This window comes from uncultured Bradyrhizobium sp. (assembly GCF_936928535.1).
Classification (GTDB): Bacteria; Pseudomonadota; Alphaproteobacteria; order Rhizobiales; family Xanthobacteraceae; genus Bradyrhizobium.
Map to the genome: position 1 here is coordinate 1 of NZ_CAKZHY010000071.1, position 24,104 is coordinate 24,104.

The window sequence follows — 24,104 nt, forward strand, 5'->3', positions numbered from 1 at the left end:
GAGCCACCCTCTCCCACAAGGGGAGAGGGGAAGCCAGCACGCTTGGCTGATGCCGCTACTTACCTTCCAGCGTATTCACCGGTGTCCAATCGGCGGGCGGTGGATTCATCGCCAATGCGCGGGCCCGCTTGGCAAAATACCGGGATGGCGGATCATCGCCAGCGGCGGATTCGAACTGCTCGGCCGCCTTGGCGAAGTCGCGCGCGCGCCAGCTCGCAAGCCCCTTGGCATAGGTCGCCGCACGAATTCCTTGCTCCTGCGACTCCTTGTTCTTCTCGGCGAGCGGCTCGTACACCCTGATCGGCTCGTCGCGGCCCTGCACCCGGACCATGTCGAGCTCGCGCCAGGTGTAGGCGTCGCGGCTCTGCTTCACAGTCGCCTCGGACGCCATGATCACGGTGCCGAAATACTTGTTGGCGCCTTCGAGGCGTGATGCCAGGTTCACGGTGTCGCTCATGACGGTGTAGTTGAAGCGACGCCGCGAGCCGATATTGCCGACCACGGCTTCGCCGCTGTTCAATCCGATGCGGTGCGCGAGGCCGCGGCCCCGGAACGCGGGATGGCTGTCGTTGAGCTCCTCGAGCCGATTGCGGCATTCTAGCGCGGCGGCCACCGCATGCCGCGCATGGTCGGAATCATCGGCCGGCGCGCCGAACATCGCGACGACGGAATCGCCGATATATTTGTCGACATAACCGCCATGGCTTTCGATGATGTCGGTCATGGCGGACAGATAGTCGTTCATCAAGGCGACCAGCTCGGCCGGCGTCATCTTCTCGGCAATCGAGGAGAAGCCGCTGAGATCCGAGAAGAACATGGTGATGTCACGCATCTCGCCGCCGAGAACAGGCATTTTGCCGGAGGCCACCATGCCCTCGATCACTTCTGGCGCGAGATAGAACGCAAAGCTCTTGCGCAGAAAGCGTTCTTCGCGGTCGGCGATCACGAAGCGGTAGCCGATCATCATCGCAATGGCTGCGAGACCTGCCAGCACAGGCTCGGTCAGCGGAAGCGCAAATGCATGGACGAAGGTGCCGACGGCGACAGCGGTGTAGGCAGCCGAGAGGGCCAGCCAGGTGATCAAGGCGCCGCCGGGCGCCAGCATGCCGGCAGCGTAAGCCATGATCGCGGCGAAGGCGATCACCAGAAGCAAGCGCTGCGGGAAGCCGAGCTCGGTGACGGCGTCATGCTCGATCAGGTTTCGCACGACCGCGGCATGGACGAAAACGCCTGCGATCTGGCTACGGGCGTTGTGCTCGGCGTTCGCAGGCGCGGGGAGGGTGCATCGGGGTCCGGGTGTCCCATCATATCCGTGGGCCAGGTGCATCGAGGTGAGCTTGCGGTCGTCGAAGGTGAGGATGCTGCCGAGCAGCACGACCTTGCCGTCGAAGGCGCGGCGGAAGAATTCGGTGTCGCCCTTCTCGACGCAGGCGCGCAAATCGGCGAAGGAGTAGGCGGGAATGTCGCGGCCCATGCCGCGGAAGTTGAGCGTCATCGTACCAGGCACTGCGCTGGGGATCGCGTAGCCCGACAAATTCACCGTGCCGCTCGCCCCGGTCTCGGGTTTGGCACCCAGCGCGCGTGCGGCAAGTTCCACGGCCATGGCAGGCACCTGTTGGCCTGCGATGGAAAAGCTCAGCGGCATCCGCCGGATCACCTCATCGGGGTCGGTGTAGACGTTGAGGGCGCGAACATTGTTCTTCACCGCGAGCCGCTGTGCCGGGAAGGGAGACTCCGGATGATCGTTGCCGAGGACCTCGCCGAGCACGAGCTTGCCGCTGTCGGACAGCTTGCGCAGCGCGATCAGGTAATCACGGTCGAAGCCCTTCAGGCGGCTGCCGAATGACGTATCCCCAAAAGGGATTTCCGACTGCTCGATCGAGTTCTTGAAGATGACGTCGTAGCCGATGACCTTGGCGCCGCCCTCGGTGATGCTGCCGAGCACCCGGCCGATCTCGCGCGTCCAGGTCTGCGTCGGCGATCCCTTGAAGGGTGGCGTGTCGTAGGTCTCGCCGTCGATCGCCACGACCACGACCGGCGATGTCGCGGGATCGCGGCGGTCCCCGACCAATTCCCAGCGCAAGGCCGTGAGGATGTCGAGCGAAAGGCCTTGCAGCGCCTGAAGCGGCGGAGATGTGAAGACCGAGCCCGCAAGGAGCGCAATCAGGATCGCTGCAACGATGTCCCGCCTGGCGATCCGCCGCATCGCGCTGCCGCAGGTCGCCTATTCGAGCCGCAGCAGACGGCCGATGATCGGCGTCGGCGAGGCGGTGGCGCTGGCATCGACCTGGAAGGTGTAGCGCTTGTTGCCGAGTTTCGCGAGATAGCTGCCGCCCGGCGTCAGCGACTTTCCGGCCTTCGAGAGGTCGAAGAATTTCCCGGCGACCATGATATCGCCCTTGAGCGGCAGGCTGATCGCGGGCTCCTTGCCGTCGGTGCGTTCGACCGTCAGCGTGCTGCCGCTCTTGGCCTGGATCAGCGGCGCGGTGCCGTAGATGGTCGGCAGTTTCGCCGGCGCGCTGTTGGCGTCGGCTCGCATGGTGCGAAACGTCGTCGCCGCGCTCTGGTTCGCCTCGCGTTCGGAGAGCTGCACGGCGTTGGCATCGCACGGCACCTTGACGCGCTGGACATTGCCGAGTTGCACGGTGCTCTGCTCGGCGCCGACCAGCACCACGCCTTCGGTGATGGTTTCGCGCAGGCAGGATTTCAGATAGCTGAGCGTGACGCCGGCCTTGGGGCCGAGCTTGATGATCTTGCCAGGCGCCACGTAGTCCATAAACTCGATGCCGTCGACCTTGCCCTGGACGTCCTCGACGATCGCGGCCGGTGTCTCCGCGACGGCGGGGGCGGCCAGGCAAATCACGCCGACGATGGCGCCGATCAAGGTTCTCATGACTGTCTCTTCCAGTTCGAACGGTGTGTAACTGACCCACGTCCCGGCGCGAGCCTAGCAGGGGATGGCCGAGCCAAGTGTGATCAGAATCACTCTTGGTGTTGTTGCAGCCTAGCAGGAACAGGTTCAAGCCTGTGATGACAGAAAACGGCGTCGCCGCAAACCGTGACCCGTAGGCGGGATGTCAGACCGCCGCCACGGCGTCGGGCGCCCGGTCCCGGTCCGGAGGGCTCCCGGTCAGCCCTGATATAAAGGGTGAAAGGGCGGCCTCGGATTTCTGCTGCGACAGCGTCGTTTGCCCGGTGGCGATCCCGACCACTTCATTCCAGCGCGACAGGAAAGCCTCGACACAGGCCGGGTCGAACTGCCGTCCCTGGTTCTGGACCAGATAGTCGCGCGCCACCTCCAGCGGCATCGGCTCTTTATATGGGCGCCGCGTCGTCAGGGCGTCGAAGACGTCGGCGACCGCGACCACGCGCGCCGGGACCGGGATCTCGTCGGCCTTCAGGCCGTTTGGATAGCCGGCGCCGTCCCAGCGCTCGTGATGTCCTGCGGCAATTTGTGCGCCGAGCTGGATCAGCTCGCAGCTGGAGTCGGCCAGGATCTTCTCGCCGATCGTGGCATGGGTGCGGATGACGGCCATTTCCTCGTCGGTCAGCCTGCCGGGCTTGAGCAGGATGTTGTCGGGAATCGCGACCTTGCCGACGTCGTGCAGGGGAGCCGCGAGATAGATGTCCCGGCAGAGGCGGGCCGGGAGGCCCAGCTGCTCGGCGATGATGCGGCTGTAGCGGGCGACCCGCAGCGTGTGCTCGCCGGTGTCGTTGTCGCGATACTCGACCGCGAGCGCGAGCCTCAGGATGATCTCTTCCTCGCGCTCGCCGAGCTTGCGCGTTGCGGCCGCGACTTCGCTCGCCAGATGCGCAGCGCGATCGTTGAGCTTGCGTACGGCTGCACCAAGCTGAATCAAATTCCGCAGGCGCACGGTCATCTCGACGCTCTGCGGTGCCTTGGGCAGGAAATCGGTTGCACCTGCCTGCAGCGCTTCCATCTTGACGTCGTCGGTCTGCCGCGACGTGATCATCGCGATCGGGATGTCGACGCAGCCCGGCAGCGTACGAAGCGTGCGGATGAAGCTGATGCCGTCCATGTGCGGCATTTCGTAGTCGACCAGCACAAGATCGAACGCGCGTTCGCGGGCGCAAGCCAGCGCCTCGACGGGGTCGAGGAAGGTCGTGGCCTCGACCAGGCCTTCCGCTTCGATATGACGTTTCAGGAAATTGAGGACAGAGCGGCTGTCATCAACCAGAAGCGCTTGGGTCAGCATCGGCGGCCGGACTCGTTCGGATGGCGAAGCATGGCCTCAAGCAATAGCGCCCGTGATTTAACGTGGAGCAAACATTGCGGGCGCGGCAAACTGTCTCGAAGTTGCGCGCATCGCACGAGATTTGAGCGCCACATGCACGCTTGCATGCATACGCGAAGTTCCAGGGAATGTGACCCGTAGTTGTACGGTGGGTCTCATTAGGGTTTTGAATACGGTCCGCCCCGAATAGTCAACGTGCGGGATTCGCGCGATGCGTGCACCGAATCCTTGGGAATTGGGGGGCGAATGTCGTCTGATGTGACCGAGCCGAAGTGGTCCCTGCGGCTGCCTGCTGATTGCAGCATTGCTGCGATCCGCAGCGTGTATGACCTGATCCGCGACGCGTTCGGTCGGCAGGATCGCCTCGAGATCGATTGCTCCAGCGTCGACAAGGCCGACGTCACCTCGATCCAGCTTCTGCTGTCGGCTGCCAAGACCGGCGATGCCCAAGGCCGCCCGGTGGTCCTGACCTCCTTCTCCCGGTCTCTGCGCAACACCCTTCGCCGCGCCGGCTTCGCCAGCGAAGCGATGATCGATCAGCATTTCCCGCAAAAGAAAGATGGCATGTAATGGCCACGATTCTCACGGTCGACGACTCTCCCAGCATCCGGCAGATGATCAAGGTCGTGCTCGAGCCGGCCGGCCACAGCGTGATCGAAGCCGGTGACGGTGCGCAAGGCCTCGCCAAGGCCCAGGCCGGCAAGCTCGACCTCGTCATCACCGACCTCAACATGCCCGTCATGAACGGGCTGGAGCTGATCAAGGCGCTGCGCAAGCTGCCGAGCGCGGTCGGCATGCCCATCGTGTTCCTGACCACGGAATCAAACGAAACGGTGAAGCAGGAAGCGAAGAGCGCCGGCGCCACGGGGTGGATCACCAAGCCGTTCAAGCCCGAGCAGTTGCTCGCCGTCGTCGCCAAATTGGTGCGCGCATGAGTGCGATGGACCCGACCGAGGTCTTCCGTCAGGAAGCCAGCGAGCTGTTTGAGGTCCTGGAAGGAGCTCTGCTTGATCTCGGTCTGCGTCCCGACGATCGCGAACTGGTCGATTCCGCCTTCCGCGCGCTGCACACGATCAAGGGATCGGGTGCGATGTTCGGTTTCGACAAGGTCGCATCCTTCACCCACGAATTCGAGACCGCGTTCGACCGCGTCCGCAAGGGCGAGATCAAGCCGACCCAGGAGCTGATCTCGGTCGCGCTCGCGGCCAAGGACTATATCCGCGCGCTGATCGAGGATCCGCAGTCGACGGACGACATCATCGGCGAAGCCATCCTCGACGATCTCAAGCGCTTCGTGTCCTCGGATCAGCCAGCCGCCGCGGTTGCTGAAATCGTTGAAGCGCCGCCTCTGGTGCCCGCCGAGAGCAAGCAGGCCGGCTGGCACCTCTACCTCGAATTCGAATCCCACATCCTGCGCAACGGATCGAATCCGCTCGATCTTCTGGAAGATCTCTGCAAGCTCGGTCCCTGCTTCGTCGTTCCCGTGACCGACGGCATCCCGTTCCTCGACGAGATGGAGCCGGAAGACTGCTATCTCAAATGGGACGTCAAGCTGCACGCGGCTTGCGACAAGGCTGCTATCGACGACGTCTTCATGTTCGTCTCGGACGAGATGAAGCTGACGCTCTCGCCGCTGGAGCAGGTCGAGGCGCCGGCCCCGGCGCCGCTGTTCCTACTCCTCGACGAGGAGCCGACTCCGGCCGTCGAGGCGCCCGCCCCGATGGCTGAGGCTGTTGCCGCGCCAGTCGCCGCAGAGTCTGCCGTAAAGGCGGAGCCGCGGCCGGTGGCGAAGCCCGAAGCGAAGGTCGAATCCAAACCGGAATCCAAGGCCGAAACCAAGCGCGACGATCGCGGCATCGCCACGGTCCGCGTCCAGGCCGAGCGCCTCGACGAACTGATGGATCGCGTCGGCGAACTCGTCATCGCCCAGGCGCGGCTGACCCAGCTCGCGGCCTCCGGTTCCGATCTCTCGATCAAGATGATCGCCGAGGAGATCGAACGTCTCGCCTCGTCCCTGCGCGATACCACGATGGGCGCACGCATGGTGCCGATCGGCTCGTTGTTCGGCCGCTTCCGCCGCCTGATCCACGATCTGTCGCGTGACCTGTCGAAGCCGGTCGAGTTCGTCACGACGGGCGAGGATACCGAGCTCGACAAGACCATGATCGAGTGCCTGGCCGATCCGCTGGTGCACCTGATCCGCAACGCCATCGATCACGGTATCGAGGACACCGCGACCCGCACGGCCAACGGCAAGACCGAGCAGGGCCGTATCGAGCTTGCGGCCGTGCACTCCGGTGCGCAGGTGCTCGTCACCGTGAAGGACAATGGCGGCGGCCTCAACACCGCCCGCATCCGCGCCAAAGCTGAAGAGCAGGGCCTGATCGCCGCCGGCGCCGTGCTCTCCGATCACGAGATCCACCAGTTCCTGTTCCATCCGGGCTTCTCGACCGCGCAGACCATTTCGGCGCTGTCCGGTCGCGGCGTCGGCATGGACGTGGTCAAGCGAACCATCGAGAACATGCGCGGCTCGATCGACCTGTCGACGCGGCCGGGCCAGGGCACGACGGTGACGCTCCGTCTGCCGCTGACGCTCGCGATCATCGAAGGTCTGTTGATCCGTGTCGGCGAAGGACGCTACATCATCCCGCTGTCGGCCGTGGAGGAATGCATCGAGCTGACCGCCGAGGACGAGCACTCGCGCGGTCGCAATTTCCTCAACGTGCGCGGCAACCTCGTGCCTTTCCTCCGCCTGCGCGAGATCATGTCGTCGTCGGGTACGCCGGATCGGCACCAGAAGACGATCATCATTTCGACCGGCGAAACTCATGTGGGCCTGGTCGCCGACCAGATCATCGGCAACCACCAGACCGTCATCAAGTCGCTCTCCAAGCTGCATTCGGATGTCACCATCTTCTCCGGTGCGACCATCCTGGGTGACGGCACGGCGGCGCTGATCCTCGACGTCGCGCAGCTCGTCACGCTGGCGCAGTCGAAGGTCGAGAAGCAGCATATCAGCGAGGCGGCGTGATGACCGACGGACAGGCAGCCGAACACCAGGCGGACGCGATGCAGGTCGTCATGATCGGCCTCGGTGAGGAAAAATTCGCGCTCGATGCCGGCCTCGTCCGCGAGATCATCGACCCCGTGCCCGTGACCAAGGTGGCGGGCGCGCGGACTTTCGTTCCCAGCGTGATCAATGTACGCGGCAACGTCATTCCGCTCGCGGATTTGCGCATCCGCTTCGGCATGCCGCAGCTCGACGATTCCGCCGAAACGCGCATTGTGGTCATCGAGATCGAGCTCGACAACGAGCCGGTGCTGGTCGGCGTCACCGCTGACAAGGTCTATGAAGTTACGGAGATCTCGCAGGCCGCCGTGCAGCAGACACCGCGCGTCGGCATGCATTGGAAGCCCGAGTTCATTCGCTTCATTGCGAAATGGCGTGAAGAGTTTGTCATCGTTCCCAACATGGAACGCATCCTGAATTGAAATGAGGTCTCGGGGCGAGACCGGGTTTAAGGGGCTGGATATGAGATTTACGGTCAAGGCAAAGCTTGCCAGCGCGTTCGGTCTGGTCATCGTCCTGTCGATGGTCGCCGGCGGCGTCGCCTATGTGAAGCTCGGCGACATGATGGCGACGGCCGACAGCATGGTCCTGCGCGCCAAGCGCATGGAAAAAGCAACCGAGGTCGAGAAGAACATTCTCATCCAGCTTCGCGCAGAAAAGAACGCCATCATCGGCAACGACAGCGAGGTCGATCAGGCCGCAGCCGACGCCGCGAAACGTCGCGAAGCGGCTCTGAAGACCAAGGATGAAGTCTACGCCCTCGCGAGCGAGGCCGGCAAGAAATTGCTCGACGCCTTTGCGGTGACCTACGCCAAGATGAATGCCTATCAGGAAGAGACGATCCGCATCGCCAAGACCGACAAGGTCAAGGCGGCCGATCGCTCCACCAACGAGGGCCGCAAGATCGTGAACGAGGCGCTCGAATCGATGGGCGCCTATGTCGAGAACACCAAGAAGCAGATGGCCGAACAGGCCGTCACATCGAAGGAGGAAGGGCATCAGGCCCAGTTCCTCTTGATGACTCTCCTGGGCATCTCGCTGATGGCTGCGATCGCTGCCGCCTTGTGGATTTCGATCTCGATCAGCCGTTCGCTTGGCCGTGCAGTCAGCCTTGCCGGAGCAGTCGCCGGCGGCGATCTCGACCAGACGATCCCCTCTGCCAGCAATGACGAGATCGGCGACCTCATCAAGTCGCTGAACTTGATGGTCGGGAAGCTTCGACAGATCGTGGCCGAAGCGCTCACCGCGGCCCAGAACGTCTCCGCCGGCAGCCAGGAATTGTCCGCCAGCGCCGAGCAGCTCTCGCAGGGCGCAACGGAACAGGCCTCGTCGGCCGAGGAAGCCTCGTCCTCGATGGAGGAGATGGCTTCCAACGTGAAGCAGAACGCAGACAACGCCAACCAGACCGAGAAGATCGCGGCGCAGTCGGCCAAGGATGCCGAAGCCAGCGGCGTTGCCGTCGGCCGTGCCGTCCAGGCGATGCAAACCATCGCCGAGAAGATCACCATCGTGCAGGAGATCGCACGTCAGACCGACCTGCTGGCCCTGAACGCCGCGGTCGAAGCAGCCCGCGCCGGCGAGCATGGCAAGGGCTTTGCGGTGGTCGCCTCCGAGGTGCGCAAGCTCGCCGAGCGCAGCCAGGCCGCCGCGGCCGATATCGGCACGCTGTCAAGCGAGACCGTGAAGGTCGCCCAGGAAGCCGGCTCGATGCTCTCTAAGCTCGTTCCCGATATCAAGAAGACGGCCGAGCTGGTGCAGGAGATCACCGCCGCCTGCCGCGAGCAGGATGTCGGCTCCTCGCAGATCAACCAGGCGATCCAGCAGCTCGACAAGGTCGGCCAGCAGAACGCCAGCGCCTCCGAGCAGGTGTCCTCGACCTCGGAAGAGCTGGCCTCCCAGGCCGAGCAGCTGCAATCGACGATCTCGTTCTTCCGCATCGAGCAATCCGGGCGTGGTGAGGCCGCAGCGTCTGCGCCGATCGACCGGGCCGTCGGCCAGCTCCGCAGCAAGGCGGGGCAGATGCAGGCGGCGGAGCGCGGTGCGAAGAAACCCGTGCCCGCTCGCAAGCCGGCGCGCGCGATGAAGGTCGCGGGTGGTGGCGGTTTCGCTTTCGACATGAACGATGGCGAAGACGATCGCGACGCAGAATTTCAGCGCTGACCACGTCAACAACTGATCCTGGACTGAAGCAATGGCCGCAACCTCTCAATATTTGACGCTCGGGCTCGCCGGCGAGACGTTCGGCATCAGCATCCGTAACGTGCGGGAAATCCTGGACATGCGGCCGATCTCGCGCCTGCCGCATGCGCCGAGCTTCCTGCTCGGCATGATCGACGTGCGCGGTGCCGGCTACCCGATCGTGGATCTCAGGACCAAGCTCGGCCTGCCGGACGTGGCGGCCACCGAGGCGACCCGCATCATCATCCTCGACGTGCCGATGAAAGATCGCCTGGTCGGCGTCGGCTTCGTCGCCGACTGCGTGTTCGAGGTCACCGACATCGACGAGCAGGCGATCGAGCCGATCCCCGAAGTCGGCGGAAAATGGCAGTCCGATTATGCGGCCGGTATCGGCCGCAAGGGCGACAAGTTCGTCGTCATTTTCGACCTGGCCAAGTTGATGGCGCATGACGAGATTCCGCAGGGACGGGCCACGCCGATGGATGCGTCCTGCGCGGCCTGAATGGGACTGTGAGTGCAGCGTCACGCGTGAGCAGATCAATCATCAAATCGGAAGACCGGGGCTGATCATGAGATTTACCGTCAAAGCGAAACTTGCGAGCGCCTTCGGCGTCGTCATTCTGTTGTCGATGATTGCCGGCGGCGTCGCTTATCTGAAGCTGAACGACACCGTCTCGACCACTGAACACCTTTCGGCACGGGCGGCGCGGCTCGCGAAAGTTGCCGAATTGCAGGAGAGTGTCCTGCTTCAGGTGCGGGCCGAGAAGAACACGATCCTCGCGGCAACGGAAGCGGACCAGGACAAGTTCATCGGCCAGATCTCTCAGATGCGCGAGCGCGCACTGAAGATCAAGGACGAAGCCTATGCTGGCGCGAGCGAGGCGGGTAGAAAGATGCTGGACGCGTTTGGGGTGGCCTACGCCAGTTCCAATGCAGTGCAGGACCAGACACTAAGGATGGCCAAGCAGGACAAGCTGAAGGCTGCCGACCACTCGATGAACGAAGGCCTGAAGTCCACCACGCCCGCACTCAATGCCGCGAGCGACTACATCAACTACGTAAAAAAGCAGATGGCTGAGGAGAGCGCGGAGGCGAGGACCGAGGGCAGCCGTGCGGAGATCATCTTGATCAGCCTGGTGCTCGCTTCGCTGGTGATCGCCGTCGTGGCCGCCGTCTGGATTGCGTTGAATATCAGTCGCTCGCTCGGTCGCGCAGTCGGCCTGGCGGACGCGGTTGCCATCGGCGACCTCAGCAAGAAGATCGACGTTTCCAGCAACGACGAGATCGGCGATCTCATCAACTCGCTGAATGCGATGACCAAGAACCTGAACACCACGGCCGCCGTCGCCAATGAGATCGCGCAGGGCAATCTCACCGTGGAGGCGAAGCCTCTGTCGGACAAGGATACGCTCGGCATCGCGCTCGAGCGTATGGTCGAGAAGCTGCGCCAGATCGTGTCGGAAGCCCTCACGGCGGCGCAGAACGTCTCGGCCGGCAGCCAGGAGCTCTCGGCCAGCGCCGAGCAGCTCTCGCAGGGTGCAACGGAGCAGGCCTCGTCCGCCGAGGAAGCATCTTCCTCGATGGAAGAGATGGCCTCCAACGTGAAGCAGAACGCCGACAACGCCAACCAGACCGAAAAGATCGCGGCGCAGTCGGCCAAGGACGCCGAAGCCAGCGGTGCCGCCGTGGGGCGCGCCGTGAGCGCGATGCAGACCATCGCCGAGAAGATCACCATCGTGCAGGAGATCGCGCGCCAGACCGATCTGCTTGCGCTCAATGCCGCGGTAGAAGCGGCGCGGGCCGGCGAGCACGGCAAGGGCTTTGCCGTGGTCGCCTCCGAAGTGCGCAAACTTGCTGAGCGCAGCCAAGCGGCGGCCGCGGAGATCGGCACGCTGTCGGCCGACACCGTCAAGGTGGCACAGGAAGCCGGTGCGATGCTGTCCAAACTCGTCCCGGACATCAAGAAGACGGCCGAGCTCGTCGAGGAGATCACCGCGGCCTGCCGTGAGCAGGACGTCGGCTCCTCCCAAATCAATCAGGCGATTCAGCAACTCGACAAGGTCGGCCAGCAGAACGCCAGCGCCTCCGAGCAGGTGTCCTCGACCTCGGAGGAGCTCGCCTCGCAGGCCGAGCAGCTTCAGTCGACGATCGCCTATTTCCGCATCGAGCACGGCGGCAAGAGCCAGGCCGCGGCGCCGATCGACCGGGCTGTCAATCAGCTCCGCGCCAAGGCTGCAACCATGGCGGCGACTGAGCGTCCCGCCAAGAAGCCGCAGTCCAAGCCGGCGCGCGCGATGAAGGTGGCAGGCGGTGGCTTCGCCTTCGACATGAACGACGGTGAGGATGATCGGGACGCCGATTTTCAGCGCTGAGGCTTTGGGGAGGACGGGGCCGCTCTTGAAGGCGGACCTGCCCTCTTCTGTTGTTGTGTGAACGCATAGGAACCAAAATGGCCCTGAAGGCCCGATATTCACTGCATGCGGGCCTTTGGGACCGGGGCTGGCGGCCATGATGCCCGCCTTGCAGGATACGGCTGTACATCTTTCGGACCGCCATTTTCGCACCATTGCCGAACTGATCGAAGGTCAGGTCGGCATCAAGCTGCCGCAGGGCAAGCGGCTGATGCTGGAGGGACGCCTGCACAAGCGTGTGCGAGCGCTGAATTTCTCCGATCTCAATGAGTATGTCGAGAACCTGTTCGAGCCCGATCATTTCGACGCGGAGCTCACCCATCTGATCGATGTGGTGACGACCAACAAGACCGACTTCTTCCGCGAGCCGCAGCATTTCACCTTCATGCGGGAGATCGCCATCCCCGCGCTGCTCAAGTCGCACGGCCGCAAGAACGCTAACCTGAAGGTCTGGAGCTCGGCGAGCTCCACCGGCATGGAGGCCTATACTGTCGCCATGGTGCTGGACGACATGATCAGGAGCGGATCGCGGTTTCAGTATCGCATCCTCGGAACCGACATCTCGACCGCGGTGCTACGCCTCGCCAAGACTGCGATCTACACCCGCGATGTGCTTGCGCCGGTGCCGGAGCCGTTCCTGAAACGCTATTTCCTGTCCCCGCGCGACAAGACGCGTGGTGAAGTGCGGGTGGTGCCCGAACTGCGGCGCATGACGCATTTCATGCGGATGAACCTGATGGATCAGTCGTATCCCGTCGACCGCGACGTCGACATGATTTTCTGCCGCAATGTGCTGATCTATTTCGACAAGCCGACACAGCGTAAGGTCGTCGAGCAGCTTTGCAGTCATTTGCGGCCCGGCGGATATTTGCTGGTCGGACATTCCGAGTCGATGGTCCATAGTTCTGTTCCGGGCCTGAAGCAGGTTCAGCCGACCATTTTCCAGGTTTGATCGGGAGCGCTTGCAACATGCCGAGGGAGAAAGTTCGCGTACTGATCGTGGACGATTCGGCGTCGGTGCGCCAAATCCTTCAGACGATCCTGAACGACGACCCCGATATCGAGGTGATGGCGACGGCGTCCGATCCGTTCGTCGCGGCCAAGCGTCTCCAGGACGAAATCCCCGACGTCATGATCCTCGACCTCGAGATGCCGCGCATGGACGGCATGACGTTCCTGCGCAAGATCATGGCGCAGCGGCCGATTCCGGTGATCATCTGCTCCTCGCTGACGGAGGAGGGATCGCATGTGATGTTCGAGGCGTTCGAGGCCGGCGCCGTCGATATCGTGCCCAAGCCGAAGATCGACACGCGCCAGGCGCTGCTCGAGTGCTCGACGCGCCTGCGCGAATCCGTCAAGTCGGCGGCGCGTGCACGCGTGCGGCCGCGCACGGAACGGCGGGTGATCGAGAAGAAGCTCACCGCTGACGCCATCATCCCGCCGCCGGTGCAGAGCAAGGTTCGGCCGACGACTGAGCGCATCGTCTGCATCGGTGCCTCGACGGGTGGAACTGAAGCGCTCAACGACGTGCTGGAAATGCTTCCGGCGACCTGTCCCCCGATCCTGATCGTCCAGCACATGCCGGCGGGTTTCACGGCGGCCTTCGCCAAGCGGCTCGATGGCGTCTGCCAGATCCGCGTCAAGGAGGCGGAGGATGGCGAGCCGGTGCTGCCGGGCTGGGCCTATATCGCGCCGGGCGCGCGCCACATGCTGCTCCATCGTATCGGCCTGCGCTATCAGGTCGCGATCAAGGACGGGCCGCCGGTGTCGCGGCATCGCCCCTCGGTCGACGTGTTGTTTCGCTCGGCGGCCCAGCATGCCGGCGCCAACGCGCTCGGCGTCATCATGACCGGCATGGGCGATGACGGCGCGCGCGGCATGCTGGAGATGCGCAAGCTCGGCGCCTCGACACGGGCGCAGGACGAGGAAAGCTGCGTGGTGTTCGGCATGCCCAAGGAAGCCATCGCTCAAGGTGGCGTCGAGAAGGTGGTCTCGCTGAACCATATCCCGCGCGAGATCATGCAGTGGTATCAGGCCGGCCACCCGGCAGTCGCGGGTTGATCGCGATGACCGCCATGCCGGCCGGGAATTTGACGGAGGCGATTGCCACGATCGAAGGCGTCGCGTCGCGTATCGAGGACGTCTTTGCACGCGTCGGCCATGACCTCGGCCGCGGCCATATCATCTTCAAGGAGCTGAATCAGGGGCTCGCGTCTCTCTCCGGAGAACTCTCCGGCGCCGAGATCGAAGGCGCCGCGACCGCGCTGCAGGAGATCGCGGCACGACTGAGCGAGCTGGCGCGGGCGCTGCCGGCCGAGAGCGCGCTGCTCGCGATGATCGGCAAGAGTACGACCGAGGCGTCCGCTCTGCTGAAGCCGCTGTTCAAGCATATCCAGATGATCACCATCATCGCACGCAGCGCGCGGATCGAGGCGGCATCGCTCGATGGCGATCGCGAGGGTTTTCTGGCTTTCACGCAGGAGGCCTACGATCTCGGCAAGGCCGTGCAGCGTTCGATCGAGGGCTGTGCGCGGGACCAGCAGCGCTTGTCGGAGGCCGTCATCACGGCATCCGGCCGGCAGAAGGAGTTCGAGAAAAGCTACGGTGACCAGCTGGTCGCGGAGAGCGCCGAGCTCGGCGCTGCCTATTCCGGCCTGCGCGAGCAGCGCAGCAAGAGCAGCCATCTCGCCGATCTTGCCAGCGGCAGCACGCGGAAGATCGCCGAAGCCGTTGGCAGCGCGATCATATCCTTGCAGGCCGGCGACAGCACGCGGCAGCGCCTCGAACATGTCTGTCACGGCTTGCGTTCGTCGTCCGGCTCGGAGCCGACCCTCGTCCTCGGGCCCGTCGCAAGCGAAGATGGCGCCCATGCGATCCGCCGGTTGCAGGCGGCTCAGCTCAGGGACGCGCAACGCGAATTCGGCGGCGACATCAGCCAGATCATCCGGGCTCTGTCCGCGATCCTGAATGATGCGAGTAGCATCGTCAGTCACGGCCGCTCGCTGTTCGGCGGCGAGAGCGGTTCCTCATCGTCGTTCCTCGCCCGCATCAAGCAGACGCTGGCGCACGCCTCGACCCTGATCGCGACCTGCGAGAGCGCCGGGCGTTCGGTCGACGAGGCACTGGCGGTCGTCGAGGAGACGCTCGCCAAATTCCGCCAGGCCATCGCAGGTCTCGCCGAAGCCACGGTCGACATCACGCTGATCGGCATGAACGCGGGCCTCAAGGCAAGCCATCTCGGCAGCCGCGGCAGCGCTTTCGTCGTCATCGCCAACGAACTCAAGGCGACCGCCGACCAGGTCTCGGCAGGCGCCGGACGCTTGCGACCCGTCCTTGACGGCATCGAGCAGTCGGCCAACGAGCTGAAGCAGCTCCGCGTCCAGGGCGATCCCGCCCAGCTCGCCCAGCTCGAGCCGCAGATCCTCCAGGCGCTCCGCGAGGTCGAAGCCGGCAACGAACGGCTCGGCAAGCTGATGTCCCGCCTCGTCGACGAAGGCGCCGAGTTCGAAGGCCTGATGAATTCGGCGCAAGGCTTGATGAGCTCGCTCGGCGAGTCCTCTGCAACGCTGCCCGCGGTTGCATCGCGCCTCGAGACGGCAAGTGCGGGCACGCATCGGCCGCAGCAACAGGACGAGATGCTGCTCGACGATCTCTTTGCGCGCTACACGATGGAGCGCGAGCGCGAGGTTCACCGGGACTTTTTGCAAGGCCTTGGGTTGTCGTCGAGCGCTGCCGCCCGCCGGGTCGACGCGGTCGAGCCTGCGGATGACGGCATAGAGTTGTTTTGAGCGTGCTGCCCTTGCGGCGCAGGCTGCGCCGGCAATTTTAGGAACTGGCTTTGCAGGGCGTTAACCGTGGCGGAACACGGGCCATATCGGTCATTGTCGCGCCCCAGAGTTGATCGCAAATACGTCTGAATTTTTCGACGGATGTTTTCATGCTGAGAGACGGCAAATACGCGGCCTGGTTCAGAACCCCGCGCGGCCAGGGCACGGGCCTTGTCGATTTGACCGGGGGGCGAATTTCCGGCAGCGACAGCTTCTTCACCTATGGCGGCTCCTATCAGGTCGACCAGCAACGCTTCACGGCGGTCCTGACCGTGAAGCGCCATACCGCGGGCAATCCGAGCGTGTTTGGTCCTGACGACGTCGAGGCCAATCTCTCGGGCGATTGCGGCGGCGCGGTAGCGACGTGCTGGGGCACGGCAAAGGAGGCGCCTGACGTCAGGTTCGAGTGCACCTTGATCTACAGCCAGGAAGACGTCGTGGCCACTGAGGCCAAATGCGCGGTCGTGAAGCTCAATGCCGACAAATTGCCCAAGGGGCTGGACAGCCGGTCGCGGCCGCGCCGACCGCTTCCGCCCGGCCCATTCGGATCGGCGCGCGATTAAAGCATGATCCGGAAAAGTGTGAAGCGGTTTTCCGAAAAGATCATGCTCAAACAAAGAGCTAAAGCGCGATGACGATTGAACCCAATCTCATCGCGCTTTAGAATCCTATTTGCGTGGATGCGCCTTCTGGTGCCAGGCCCAGGCGGTGCGGATCACGGTCGGCAGGTCGGAGTGGCGCGGCACGAAGTCCAGGATCTTTCGCGCAGCCGAGGGGTCGGCGACAAGATAGGTCGGATCGCCAGCGCGACGCGGCTTGACAGTGTGGGGGACCTCGCGTCCGGTCTCTTGTCTGATGGCGTTCAGGATCTCGCGCACCGAGAAGCCTGAGCCGGTGCCGAGATTGAAGCTGCCGCCGGCATGTCCAGTTTCCAGCAGCTTCAGTGCTGCGAGATGTGCTGCAGCGAGATCTGTGACGTGGATGTAGTCGCGGATCGCAGTGCCGTCGGGCGTATCGTAATCGTCGCCGAACACGGCAAACTCGACATGTCCCTGCAACGCCATCATGGCGCGCGGAATGAGATGGGTCTCGTTGTCGCGCAATTCGCCGATGCCGCCGGCCGGATCGGCGCCGCTCGCATTGAAATAGCGCAGGCAGAACGCACCGAAACCGTAAGCCGCGCGATAGTCGGCCAGCAAGCGTTCGATCATCCATTTCGAGGCGCCGTAAGGATTGATCGGTGCACAGGCGAAGTCCTCGGACAGCGCCTTGGAATCGGCATTGCCATAGACCGCGCCGGTCGAAGAGAAGACGATGCGGTGGCAGCCGGCGTTACGCATCGCCTGCAGCAACGACAGCGTGCCCTGGACGTTGTTGATGTAGTATTTCTGCGGATCGGTCATGGACTCGCCGACGAGGCTCGCCGCCGCAAAATGCATCACCGCCGTCACCTTGTGGTCGGCAAAGGCGCGCGCCAGCGTCGCGCTGTCGAGCAGATCGCCCGTCACCAGTTCCCCGGCGACGAAGCTGCGATGTCCCGTTGTGAGATTGTCATAGACCACGGGCCGATAGCCGGCAGCGGCGAGGGCGCGGCAAGCGTGCGAGCCAATATAACCCGCGCCTCCCGTGACGAGGATAGTCGGTCGGTCTGTCATGTCCTTTTACCCCAACGCAATTGCAACGATCCATCCAGGCTGAGGCCGCCGGCAGCAAGTCCACGCGAAGCACAGGTAGCGCCATCGTCAACCGGGTTCGTTATAAACGGTTTGACGATCCTGAAAAGCTGCAAGCCTTGGACCATTGGAGACCCTGAAGACGGATATCTCCGGTCGTTCGAGGTTCCGCCATCGCGCCCTTTTGGGCGCATGCAAACCGCTCTTGATTCAGCTTCAATTGACCATCGTGCAGCGAAAATCTCGCCAGACGCTCGCAGCAACCATACTTTCAGAGCTCAAATCTAGGGTGAGGTCCACAACAAGGGACGGACAGGGACATGCCACAAATCTGGATGACATATGACGAGCTCGCGACGCTTTGCGAATGCAGCAGCAGCGAAGCGAGATTGCGGGCCATCCACCTGTCGCTAGACCGTCGCAAGAGTCGCGATGGGGCAACCCGCGTCAAACTGGATCTGGCGCTGACAGCCAAGTTTTTTGCCTCTATCCGCGAGTCGGATTTTGACCTCGATAGCGCCATCGAGGCGCTCCAGGCCACCCACCGGCAGATGGCGGAACTGCTGGCGCCGAACGATGTCCATCGGCGCGGGGTGGCCTAATCGCCCCGCACTGCCTTGAATAGACGTTGAGATTCCCGCGATCTTGTCTCGAATCAGGCATAACTCCGCATCCGGAATTTCCGGCTACGGTGGGTGTTTCAACCGTGTTGGGCCGAAGAGCCCGCAGGAGGGGTGCCATGAGGAAAGCCAATCATTGGGTCTGCGTGAGTGCTTTGGGGGCGGCGACCTTGGGGCTGCTGTTCATGACAGCTGCAGCCGCAAGAGCGGAGGTCGTGAAGCTGCAGGCCGGTCTAAAGGGCACCAACGAGGTGCCTCCGAACAATTCAGCCGGGTCGGGCAAGGCAGAGGCAACCTACGACACCGAGACGAAGACATTGACCTATTCGGTGACCTATACAGGCCTGTCAGGTCCTGTGATGGGTGCGCATTTCCACGGCCCGGTCGAGGCCGGAAAGAACGCCGGCATCGTGCTCCCCTTCAAGACCGTACAGAGCCCGATCCAGGGCACCGCGACGCTCACGGAAGGTCAGGCGACGGATCTGCTGGCCGGAAAGTGGTATGCGAACCTTCACACGGCCGCAAATCCCGGTGGTGAGTTGCGCGGTCAGATGGCGAAGTAGGCAACCGATATTCTGGCGCGTTGACGGGTTCGCCAGCGCCGGATTGTCTCCGCCTCAGGACGGCGGACGGGGAAGGAATGCCAGGATCGTCTGAGCGAGGATGACCCCCACGGTGCCTCCTGCCGCCTTTTGCAAGACGTCCAGGACACCGGGATCGCGATCAGGTGTCAGTGCCTGAAGCACTTCCAGCCCCATCGCAACGGCGACGACAAGTGCGCATGCCCAGATGAAGCGGCCTGGCAGCAAGAAGGAGAAGAGAAATCCCAGCAAGCCATAGGCACTGAAGCGCTCGATGACGACAACCCAATACGCCTCGTGGTGACCCATCAGCGCGGGCCGCCCCGCAAGCCGCGCCAAAGTGGCGTAGGCGATGAGGGCGAGGCAGATTGCTGAGGCTGCCATGAGGTGATTTCGGCGCATGGCGGCATCATAGCCGGTGGACCGGCGTACCGCTCTCAAAAGCGGAGAATATCGTTAAAGCTCGCACCTTGCTGATGCAGTGTTCATGAATGGTGGTTCGTGCCGGGACGCATCTGTGCAGGGGTGCTCGGGCGTCTGTCCCGATTTCGAACCAGCCGCGTCAGTCACGCCACCAACTCAGCACCGTTTGCCGGAGCTTTCGCGGTATGACGCGGCGCCATTAATTCCCTGAATTTAGCGAAAGGTAGCGGCGCGGCGACGAGATATCCCTGCCCGGCTTCGACACCGGACGCGACCAGGGCGTGGAGTTGTTCCTCCGTCTCAATCCCTTCCGCAACGACAGTCATTCGAAAGTCCTTGGCGAGTGCGACCAGCATCTCGACGATCGTCGTGGTCGATGCGTCCACGGTGATTGTATCGACGAAGAATTTGTCGATCTTGATCGTGTTGGCACCCAACCCCTTCAGTCGCGACAGTCCGCTGTGGCCGACCCCGACGTCGTCGATGGCAACGCGGAAGCCGTATTCGCGCAGCTCGGTCACGACGGCGGCCGCGCGCTCGAGATCGTCGAGCTCGTCACGTTCGGTCACCTCGATCACGATCTGCCGTGTCGCGACTTTTGCCGTCAAGACGGTACGCCGAAGTGTTTCGACGAAGCCGGCGCTGAGCAGATGTTTGGGAACGACGTTGAGGGAGAGCTTGAAATCCTTGTCTGCTTTCAACAGCGGCCGGAGATCTGACAAGGCTGATTTCAGGATCTGCCAGGTCATGGCCTGGATGCGGCCGCTGGACTCGGCAAGAGGGATGAAATTCATCGGGGGGATGACGGAGCCGTCTTCGCGTACCCAGCGCGCCAAGACCTCGCATCCCTTGATCTCTCTCGTCCTGAGATCGAAGATAGGCTGATAATACGGCTTGAATTCGCCTGCAGTCAGGGCGCGATCGAGATCGGCGACCGGTCCCTCCGTGCGGCGGCTGCGCGCCAGCAGGATACCGAAGAGGGCGCCAAGCCCGGCGGCGACGGCAAGCGCCGGCCAATAAGCTTCGTTATTCCACGTCGAGAGGACGGCGCCGTCGACCTCGATGGTGGTGTGAAGGGGATAACGGTCGGAAGATCTGTCGAAGCGCTTCGCATTCCGCCGTGGCCGGTCGCCATCCAGCTGGAACTCGCCGAGCTTCTCCCCATTGCTCAAGGAGAGGGTCACCTCACTGTGTCCACGCAGTTCGGACGGCATGATGTCGAGCAGGCTCGCATTGATGCCGAGAATGGCGACCAGTGCAACGCTGCTGTTGATATCCTTGAGAACGCCGAGCGCGTCGCCACCGAACTGTTGAACGCGGAACAGTGAAAGTTTCCCGTCGTGCGATGCGAGCATGTCCCGGCGCTCGACCCATCCCTTGTCGAATTCCAGCGTTTCGGAATAGGCCGAGCAGATCACCGAGGCGTCGGGATTGACAACGCGGACGTCCTTGATCGCCGAGCGCTGATAGACATGCAGGCGGATTGCCTGGAGCGTCGCAGGTTCGCAGTTCACCGCGTCACGCCTGCCGAGCTCGGCGAGACTCGCGGCCGCGAACTCGACCGCAAATTCGGAGCGACGCAGGACGACCTCGGTCAACTCGTCGAGCTGACGGACCTGCTGGTGGCGAATAAAGCTCTCTGCCGCCAGGTGGCCAGCCAGGCCAAACACGCTCGTGCTCGCAAGCACGAGCGCTGCAAACGCGAAGGTCGGTCGCTGTAATTTCATCCTGCCCGCGCGGAGGTTGAGGAGGCTTACCATCGATCCTAGTCGGGACGCGCTAAGATAGGGTTTAATGGCGCCGGCGAAGCCGGGGGCGGGGAACGGGTTTTGCTTAATTGGTAGGCGGCGTGGCCTGAGGGGTGATCCATGCGTTGGCTGATCGATACGAACCGGGTGCTAATTGTGGTTTTGGTGGCTGTGGTGGCTGGAGATGCCGCGGCTTCGGCACAGGGAACCAAGGATCGGGCTTCCGGTACTCAGACCGGTTCTGCGAGCCGGAGCGGCATCAGCACGAGTTCTCACCCCGACAGCATGGGGGGCGCCTTCAAAGGCACGGGAATGCCCACCTATGGAACCAGTCCAGGAATGGGGTCGCCCAAGAAGCCTCGCCCCTAGCGCCTTGAGATTGCTGGCAAATCCCATGCCCGGAGGTCTTGGAAACCCTTCAGCTTCAAACCTCTATCGCCGCATTTGGCGGTGCAGGGAAACGATCTCAGGGTGATAGGGGGTCATCGACCTGTTCAGGTTCCTTACGCCATGCGGAGATCGCGTCGCTCGCAGCCTCAACGCCACGAAGGCGATGTTGATGGCCAACCAAATCAACATGACGGAAATGGCAAGATGCAGCACGGCCTGACCTCGCTTGGACGTAGAATCAAACCCCGACATGCCATCTATGTTCCCCGGCGGGTTGGACGGAAGGCGGGCATGCCTGAGCCGCCACGATCTCGTGAGCCGTGACACGGTGATAGCGTCAGCAAAGGAGACCGGATGGGCCGGGATCTGCCTAAAATTCTGAGGGTCGAACGAACGACAGTTTCGCCCTGCCTCGAGGTCATAGCTCGGGACGTGAGTTTCTCTCGCGAGGCTGCCGCGGAGACTTATTACGCAATTGCGCAGCCTGACTACGTGGCCGTCCTGGCCATGACGACCGAGGCGCAGATCCTTCTGGTGCGGCAATATCGGCCGGCGATCGAGCGCTTCTCACTTGAATTGCCCGCAGGAATGGTCGACCCGGGCGAAGATCCGCAAACGACCGCCGCGCGTGAACTTCTGGAAGAGACCGGCTATCCCACGATCAGCATCGAGCGTATCGGACTATCCGCGACCTGCTCTAGCCGGATCAGCAATGCGACTCATTCATTCTTTGTCAGGACTGGCGATCGCAAGCCTGGCTTTGTCGAAGAGTCCGGTATCGAGGTCGTTTCGGTCTCGCAGAGCGAGCTTCGCCGAATGGTTCTATCGGGAGAATTTGGCGAGCAGACCCACTTGGGTGTGCTGGCACAGGCCTCCGCAAGAGGACTGCTCCGTTTCGAAGATTAGCTCTTCTTACCCGTCTTCGACTTCAACGACAGACCAAGCCGCATCGCCATGCGCTTGATCGCGTCGGGCGAGCGCCCGAGCTGCTTCGCTGCCTCTTCCAGCGACGTCGAAGACTTTGCCAGCTCCATGAGCCGGCGGTCTTCTTTGAACGACCAGGGCTTCCGCGCCATAACCGAAACATTCCTCTTCGCATCGACACAACGACAAAGCCGCCAAGCGACCCATGTTCGCTCGACGGCTTTGCTTGGGTGGGGCCGGGCTTGGGGGAGCCCGGTGCGATCATGGATATGCGATCGGAAGAAGCGCGCAACTAACAACCCGAATTAAGCTAACTGCTCAACCTTACCTCGATGAAATCAGCCCATAACGCTCCGTATAACCACGGGATTTTTGTCCAGTACCGATCAGCGCGTGCCAATCAGCGCGATCAAGACGCTTCGCCACTTCGAGTTGGCCCATCGCGGACGAATTCTAGAAATACGAAATGTCTTGCTTGAGTTTGTCCCGCGCTGATGCAGCGTGTTGCACAAACTTCATCGTCGTCTGACAAAACTTTCGGCGGTGCCGACCTTGAAGTCGTCACAACGAGACGATGAAAGGGAGGAACGTTCCGAAAAATGGGAACATTCCAATGATACCAATTCTAGTGATGTCGGCGATCTTTGCGGCAGGCTTTTGCAGCGGTTACGGCGTGCGGGCCTGGCGGTCTCGGCGGCGATCGGCGCGGTATCGTCTCTATGCGCCCTATACTGCCGCCTCAATCGGAGCCGGCCGAGACCTGCCGTCTTCGTGATCGAATTGACCGGCCTGGTCCAGTTGTCGCCGTGCCGCAAATAACCATGCGCGGTTAGGTTAATTCATCGCCCTTCTTGAGTGCCTTGGAGGCGAGGTTTAGAAATTGGCGGGTCTCCTGCGAGAACTCAGATCGCCCGGAATTGCGGGGCGCGGCGTGAGGAAACTTGGATGGTGTATCTTGTTGCGTTTTTAGGCGTAACCATTTGTTCGATTGCTTTTGTATTTGCTTATAGTCGACGACTTGAAGGTCTTGCCGGCCCCTGGATTCTCAATGAGGGCCGTCGCGATGATTGAGCCAAAGCGTCACGCGCCGCGGTGATATTTCGTTGATCCGGAAGGACATCGCGTGTTGATCGGTCTGTCGTTGGATGAGACCGCAGAATTCGAAGCGTTGGATCTGCCGTCGATGGACGTTGGTCCCTCTATGACGTCGGCGGGTGGCTCCGTCGGGGAGCGGGACGTGCGATGGCTCGAGCTTTACGACAAGCATGATCTCGCCTGGCGGAGCTGGATTGCTCAGAGTCGGACCGAAGAGGCGCAGGCTTCAAACTTTATTAACTATGTCTGACCGATGGTGGCGACCTAGAACTCGAACGTGGGATGGCCCAGATGTTCCAGCTGTTCCTGAGAGCGCGCGCTCACAATCTTCTAAATCCGAGGCGTGAGGACAAGGGCTTCAAGGCTCGCTCGGCCGAGCGCGACGCCGAGACTGACCGCGTCCGGATCGATGCGATCATGACAGCGCTGGATACCGCGCTGCAGGCGGCTGAAAGAGAGCAGGCTGGCCTCAATCGGCGTGTCGATGACGCGCTTGCCCGGGCATCGGTCACCTTTGGCAACGGCACCGACGAATACCTGGAGCGGGAGCCGCTGGACAACCATCATCAGGACCTCTTTGCCGCCGATATTTCCAACGGTCAGCGCAGGCTCAAAGAGCTCGCCAGCACGATTTCGCATCTGAAATTCGTCAAGGCCGCAATGCTGACGCGTTTCCCCGACTTCAAGCCACCACAGCTCAACAGCTAGTCCGAAGATTCGGGCTCAACGGCGCGGTAATCCGGCGCGGCTTTCTCGTTGGGTGCTTCGGTCCTTTTTGATATGGTCCAGCGGTCACGCAGTCATGGATCGAAGGAGCGAACAGGTGCCTGTCAGAAATACGCCCAGGTTGTTGGGACTAGTCGGGCGTTTCCTTAGTTCGAATCATATCAGGCAGCCTCGGCGAGCTT

At 62.6% G+C, this 24,104-nt stretch carries 23 protein-coding genes; 16 read left to right on the forward strand and 7 right to left on the reverse strand.

Annotated features, from left to right (window positions below):
* Window positions 1-55: 55 nt before the first annotated feature.
* The 3 genes from Q0687_RS10800 to Q0687_RS10810 form a co-directional block, all read right to left on the reverse strand.
* Window positions 56-2,206 carry an adenylate/guanylate cyclase domain-containing protein gene (locus Q0687_RS10800; RefSeq protein WP_298875816.1) on the reverse strand — a complete coding sequence of 717 codons (2,151 nt, stop codon included), beginning with the start codon at window positions 2,204-2,206 and terminating at the stop codon, window positions 56-58.
* 18 nt (window positions 2,207-2,224) lie between these two features.
* Window positions 2,225-2,893, reverse strand: a complete 669-nt coding sequence (locus tag Q0687_RS10805) for a hypothetical protein (protein ID WP_298875818.1) — start codon at window positions 2,891-2,893, stop codon at window positions 2,225-2,227.
* A gap of 184 nt (window positions 2,894-3,077) precedes the next feature.
* The gene (locus tag Q0687_RS10810) at window positions 3,078-4,217 is read right to left on the reverse strand and encodes an HD domain-containing phosphohydrolase (protein ID WP_298875821.1); all 1,140 of its coding nucleotides are present in this window, start codon (window positions 4,215-4,217) and stop codon (window positions 3,078-3,080) included.
* A gap of 285 nt (window positions 4,218-4,502) precedes the next feature.
* On the opposite strand from Q0687_RS10810, the gene Q0687_RS10815 reads away from it, so the two are divergent.
* From Q0687_RS10815 to Q0687_RS10865, 11 genes are all read left to right on the forward strand, one after another.
* On the forward strand, window positions 4,503-4,826 hold the full coding sequence (locus Q0687_RS10815; RefSeq protein ID WP_298875884.1) for an STAS domain-containing protein: 324 nt from the start codon (window positions 4,503-4,505) through the stop codon (window positions 4,824-4,826).
* Complete coding sequence (locus Q0687_RS10820) at window positions 4,826-5,191, forward strand: response regulator (protein WP_298875824.1); 366 nt, start codon at window positions 4,826-4,828, stop codon at window positions 5,189-5,191. The genes Q0687_RS10815 and Q0687_RS10820 overlap by 1 nt, the downstream gene beginning before the upstream one ends.
* Window positions 5,188-7,287 carry a chemotaxis protein CheA gene (locus Q0687_RS10825; protein WP_298875827.1) on the forward strand — a complete coding sequence of 700 codons (2,100 nt, stop codon included), beginning with the start codon at window positions 5,188-5,190 and terminating at the stop codon, window positions 7,285-7,287. The genes Q0687_RS10820 and Q0687_RS10825 overlap by 4 nt, the downstream gene beginning before the upstream one ends.
* Window positions 7,287-7,748 carry a chemotaxis protein CheW gene (locus Q0687_RS10830; RefSeq protein WP_298875831.1) on the forward strand — a complete coding sequence of 154 codons (462 nt, stop codon included), beginning with the start codon at window positions 7,287-7,289 and terminating at the stop codon, window positions 7,746-7,748. Before Q0687_RS10825 ends, Q0687_RS10830 begins: the two co-directional genes overlap by 1 nt.
* 40 nt (window positions 7,749-7,788) lie before the next feature.
* Window positions 7,789-9,486 (forward strand): methyl-accepting chemotaxis protein, encoded by a 1,698-nt coding sequence (locus Q0687_RS10835; RefSeq protein WP_298875836.1) that lies wholly within the window; start codon window positions 7,789-7,791, stop codon window positions 9,484-9,486.
* Window positions 9,487-9,517: 31 nt separating this feature from the next.
* On the forward strand, window positions 9,518-10,006 hold the full coding sequence (locus tag Q0687_RS10840) for a chemotaxis protein CheW (protein WP_298875839.1): 489 nt from the start codon (window positions 9,518-9,520) through the stop codon (window positions 10,004-10,006).
* 67 nt (window positions 10,007-10,073) lie between these two features.
* Complete coding sequence (locus tag Q0687_RS10845; protein WP_298875842.1) at window positions 10,074-11,876, forward strand: methyl-accepting chemotaxis protein; 1,803 nt, start codon at window positions 10,074-10,076, stop codon at window positions 11,874-11,876.
* 136 nt (window positions 11,877-12,012) lie between these two features.
* A complete protein-coding gene (locus tag Q0687_RS10850; RefSeq protein ID WP_298875845.1) occupies window positions 12,013-12,867 on the forward strand; it encodes a CheR family methyltransferase in 855 nt (284 codons plus the stop codon).
* Between the two features lie 17 nt (window positions 12,868-12,884).
* Window positions 12,885-13,976 (forward strand): chemotaxis response regulator protein-glutamate methylesterase, encoded by a 1,092-nt coding sequence (locus tag Q0687_RS10855; protein ID WP_298875848.1) that lies wholly within the window; start codon window positions 12,885-12,887, stop codon window positions 13,974-13,976.
* Window positions 13,977-13,981: 5 nt separating this feature from the next.
* Complete coding sequence (locus Q0687_RS10860) at window positions 13,982-15,703, forward strand: chemotaxis protein (RefSeq protein ID WP_298875851.1); 1,722 nt, start codon at window positions 13,982-13,984, stop codon at window positions 15,701-15,703.
* Between the two features lie 149 nt (window positions 15,704-15,852).
* Window positions 15,853-16,305, forward strand: coding sequence for a hypothetical protein (locus Q0687_RS10865; protein WP_298875855.1), 453 nt, complete (start codon window positions 15,853-15,855; stop codon window positions 16,303-16,305).
* Window positions 16,306-16,410: 105 nt separating this feature from the next.
* Here the strand turns inward: Q0687_RS10865 and galE are convergent, their stop codons facing one another.
* On the reverse strand, window positions 16,411-17,397 hold the full coding sequence (gene galE / locus Q0687_RS10870) for a UDP-glucose 4-epimerase GalE (RefSeq protein ID WP_298875858.1): 987 nt from the start codon (window positions 17,395-17,397) through the stop codon (window positions 16,411-16,413).
* Between the two features lie 338 nt (window positions 17,398-17,735).
* Between galE and Q0687_RS10875 the strand changes: the two genes are divergently transcribed.
* Both Q0687_RS10875 and Q0687_RS10880 read left to right on the forward strand, forming a co-directional pair.
* Complete coding sequence (locus tag Q0687_RS10875) at window positions 17,736-18,017, forward strand: hypothetical protein (protein ID WP_298875861.1); 282 nt, start codon at window positions 17,736-17,738, stop codon at window positions 18,015-18,017.
* Between the two features lie 137 nt (window positions 18,018-18,154).
* Window positions 18,155-18,598 carry a CHRD domain-containing protein gene (locus Q0687_RS10880; RefSeq protein WP_298875863.1) on the forward strand — a complete coding sequence of 148 codons (444 nt, stop codon included), beginning with the start codon at window positions 18,155-18,157 and terminating at the stop codon, window positions 18,596-18,598.
* A 54-nt stretch (window positions 18,599-18,652) separates the two neighbouring features.
* On the opposite strand, the gene Q0687_RS10885 is transcribed toward Q0687_RS10880, so the two are convergent.
* Window positions 18,653-19,018, reverse strand: coding sequence for a VanZ family protein (locus Q0687_RS10885; protein ID WP_363323944.1), 366 nt, complete (start codon window positions 19,016-19,018; stop codon window positions 18,653-18,655).
* Window positions 19,019-19,182: 164 nt separating this feature from the next.
* The gene (locus Q0687_RS10890) at window positions 19,183-20,799 is read right to left on the reverse strand and encodes an EAL domain-containing protein (RefSeq protein ID WP_298875870.1); all 1,617 of its coding nucleotides are present in this window, start codon (window positions 20,797-20,799) and stop codon (window positions 19,183-19,185) included.
* Window positions 20,800-21,531: 732 nt separating this feature from the next.
* Here Q0687_RS10890 and Q0687_RS10895 point away from each other — a divergent pair.
* Window positions 21,532-22,083: an NUDIX hydrolase gene (locus tag Q0687_RS10895; protein ID WP_298875873.1), complete on the forward strand. Its 552-nt coding sequence runs from the start codon at window positions 21,532-21,534 to the stop codon at window positions 22,081-22,083.
* On the opposite strand, the gene Q0687_RS10900 is transcribed toward Q0687_RS10895, so the two are convergent.
* Window positions 22,080-22,253 carry a hypothetical protein gene (locus Q0687_RS10900; protein WP_298875876.1) on the reverse strand — a complete coding sequence of 58 codons (174 nt, stop codon included), beginning with the start codon at window positions 22,251-22,253 and terminating at the stop codon, window positions 22,080-22,082. The genes Q0687_RS10895 and Q0687_RS10900 overlap by 4 nt on opposite strands.
* A gap of 971 nt (window positions 22,254-23,224) precedes the next feature.
* Between Q0687_RS10900 and Q0687_RS10905 the strand changes: the two genes are divergently transcribed.
* Both Q0687_RS10905 and Q0687_RS10910 read left to right on the forward strand, forming a co-directional pair.
* A complete protein-coding gene (locus tag Q0687_RS10905) occupies window positions 23,225-23,446 on the forward strand; it encodes a hypothetical protein (RefSeq protein ID WP_298875879.1) in 222 nt (73 codons plus the stop codon).
* 41 nt (window positions 23,447-23,487) lie between these two features.
* Entirely contained in the window at window positions 23,488-23,904 is a 417-nt protein-coding gene (locus Q0687_RS10910) for a hypothetical protein (RefSeq protein ID WP_298875881.1), read from the forward strand.
* The last annotated feature ends 200 nt before the right edge of the window (window positions 23,905-24,104 follow it).

Coding starts and splice junctions, on each gene's coding strand:
- Q0687_RS10810 (WP_298875821.1), bottom strand. CDS start 4,217: ATGCTGACCCAAGCGCTTCTGGTTGATGACAGCCGCTCTGTCCTCAAT.
- Q0687_RS10805 (WP_298875818.1), bottom strand. CDS start 2,893: ATGAGAACCTTGATCGGCGCCATCGTCGGCGTGATTTGCCTGGCCGCC.
- Q0687_RS10850 (WP_298875845.1), top strand. CDS start 12,013: ATGATGCCCGCCTTGCAGGATACGGCTGTACATCTTTCGGACCGCCAT.
- Q0687_RS10820 (WP_298875824.1), top strand. CDS start 4,826: ATGGCCACGATTCTCACGGTCGACGACTCTCCCAGCATCCGGCAGATG.
- Q0687_RS10880 (WP_298875863.1), top strand. CDS start 18,155: ATGAGGAAAGCCAATCATTGGGTCTGCGTGAGTGCTTTGGGGGCGGCG.
- Q0687_RS10855 (WP_298875848.1), top strand. CDS start 12,885: ATGCCGAGGGAGAAAGTTCGCGTACTGATCGTGGACGATTCGGCGTCG.
- Q0687_RS10815 (WP_298875884.1), top strand. CDS start 4,503: ATGTCGTCTGATGTGACCGAGCCGAAGTGGTCCCTGCGGCTGCCTGCT.
- Q0687_RS10825 (WP_298875827.1), top strand. CDS start 5,188: ATGAGTGCGATGGACCCGACCGAGGTCTTCCGTCAGGAAGCCAGCGAG.
- Q0687_RS10875 (WP_298875861.1), top strand. CDS start 17,736: ATGCCACAAATCTGGATGACATATGACGAGCTCGCGACGCTTTGCGAA.
- Q0687_RS10865 (WP_298875855.1), top strand. CDS start 15,853: ATGCTGAGAGACGGCAAATACGCGGCCTGGTTCAGAACCCCGCGCGGC.
- Q0687_RS10840 (WP_298875839.1), top strand. CDS start 9,518: ATGGCCGCAACCTCTCAATATTTGACGCTCGGGCTCGCCGGCGAGACG.
- Q0687_RS10860 (WP_298875851.1), top strand. CDS start 13,982: ATGACCGCCATGCCGGCCGGGAATTTGACGGAGGCGATTGCCACGATC.
- Q0687_RS10890 (WP_298875870.1), bottom strand. CDS start 20,799: ATGGTAAGCCTCCTCAACCTCCGCGCGGGCAGGATGAAATTACAGCGA.
- Q0687_RS10835 (WP_298875836.1), top strand. CDS start 7,789: ATGAGATTTACGGTCAAGGCAAAGCTTGCCAGCGCGTTCGGTCTGGTC.
- Q0687_RS10830 (WP_298875831.1), top strand. CDS start 7,287: ATGACCGACGGACAGGCAGCCGAACACCAGGCGGACGCGATGCAGGTC.
- Q0687_RS10885 (WP_363323944.1), bottom strand. CDS start 19,018: ATGCGCCGAAATCACCTCATGGCAGCCTCAGCAATCTGCCTCGCCCTC.
- Q0687_RS10800 (WP_298875816.1), bottom strand. CDS start 2,206: ATGCGGCGGATCGCCAGGCGGGACATCGTTGCAGCGATCCTGATTGCG.
- galE (WP_298875858.1), bottom strand. CDS start 17,397: ATGACAGACCGACCGACTATCCTCGTCACGGGAGGCGCGGGTTATATT.
- Q0687_RS10900 (WP_298875876.1), bottom strand. CDS start 22,253: ATGGCGCGGAAGCCCTGGTCGTTCAAAGAAGACCGCCGGCTCATGGAG.
- Q0687_RS10910 (WP_298875881.1), top strand. CDS start 23,488: ATGTTCCAGCTGTTCCTGAGAGCGCGCGCTCACAATCTTCTAAATCCG.
- Q0687_RS10895 (WP_298875873.1), top strand. CDS start 21,532: ATGGGCCGGGATCTGCCTAAAATTCTGAGGGTCGAACGAACGACAGTT.
- Q0687_RS10845 (WP_298875842.1), top strand. CDS start 10,074: ATGAGATTTACCGTCAAAGCGAAACTTGCGAGCGCCTTCGGCGTCGTC.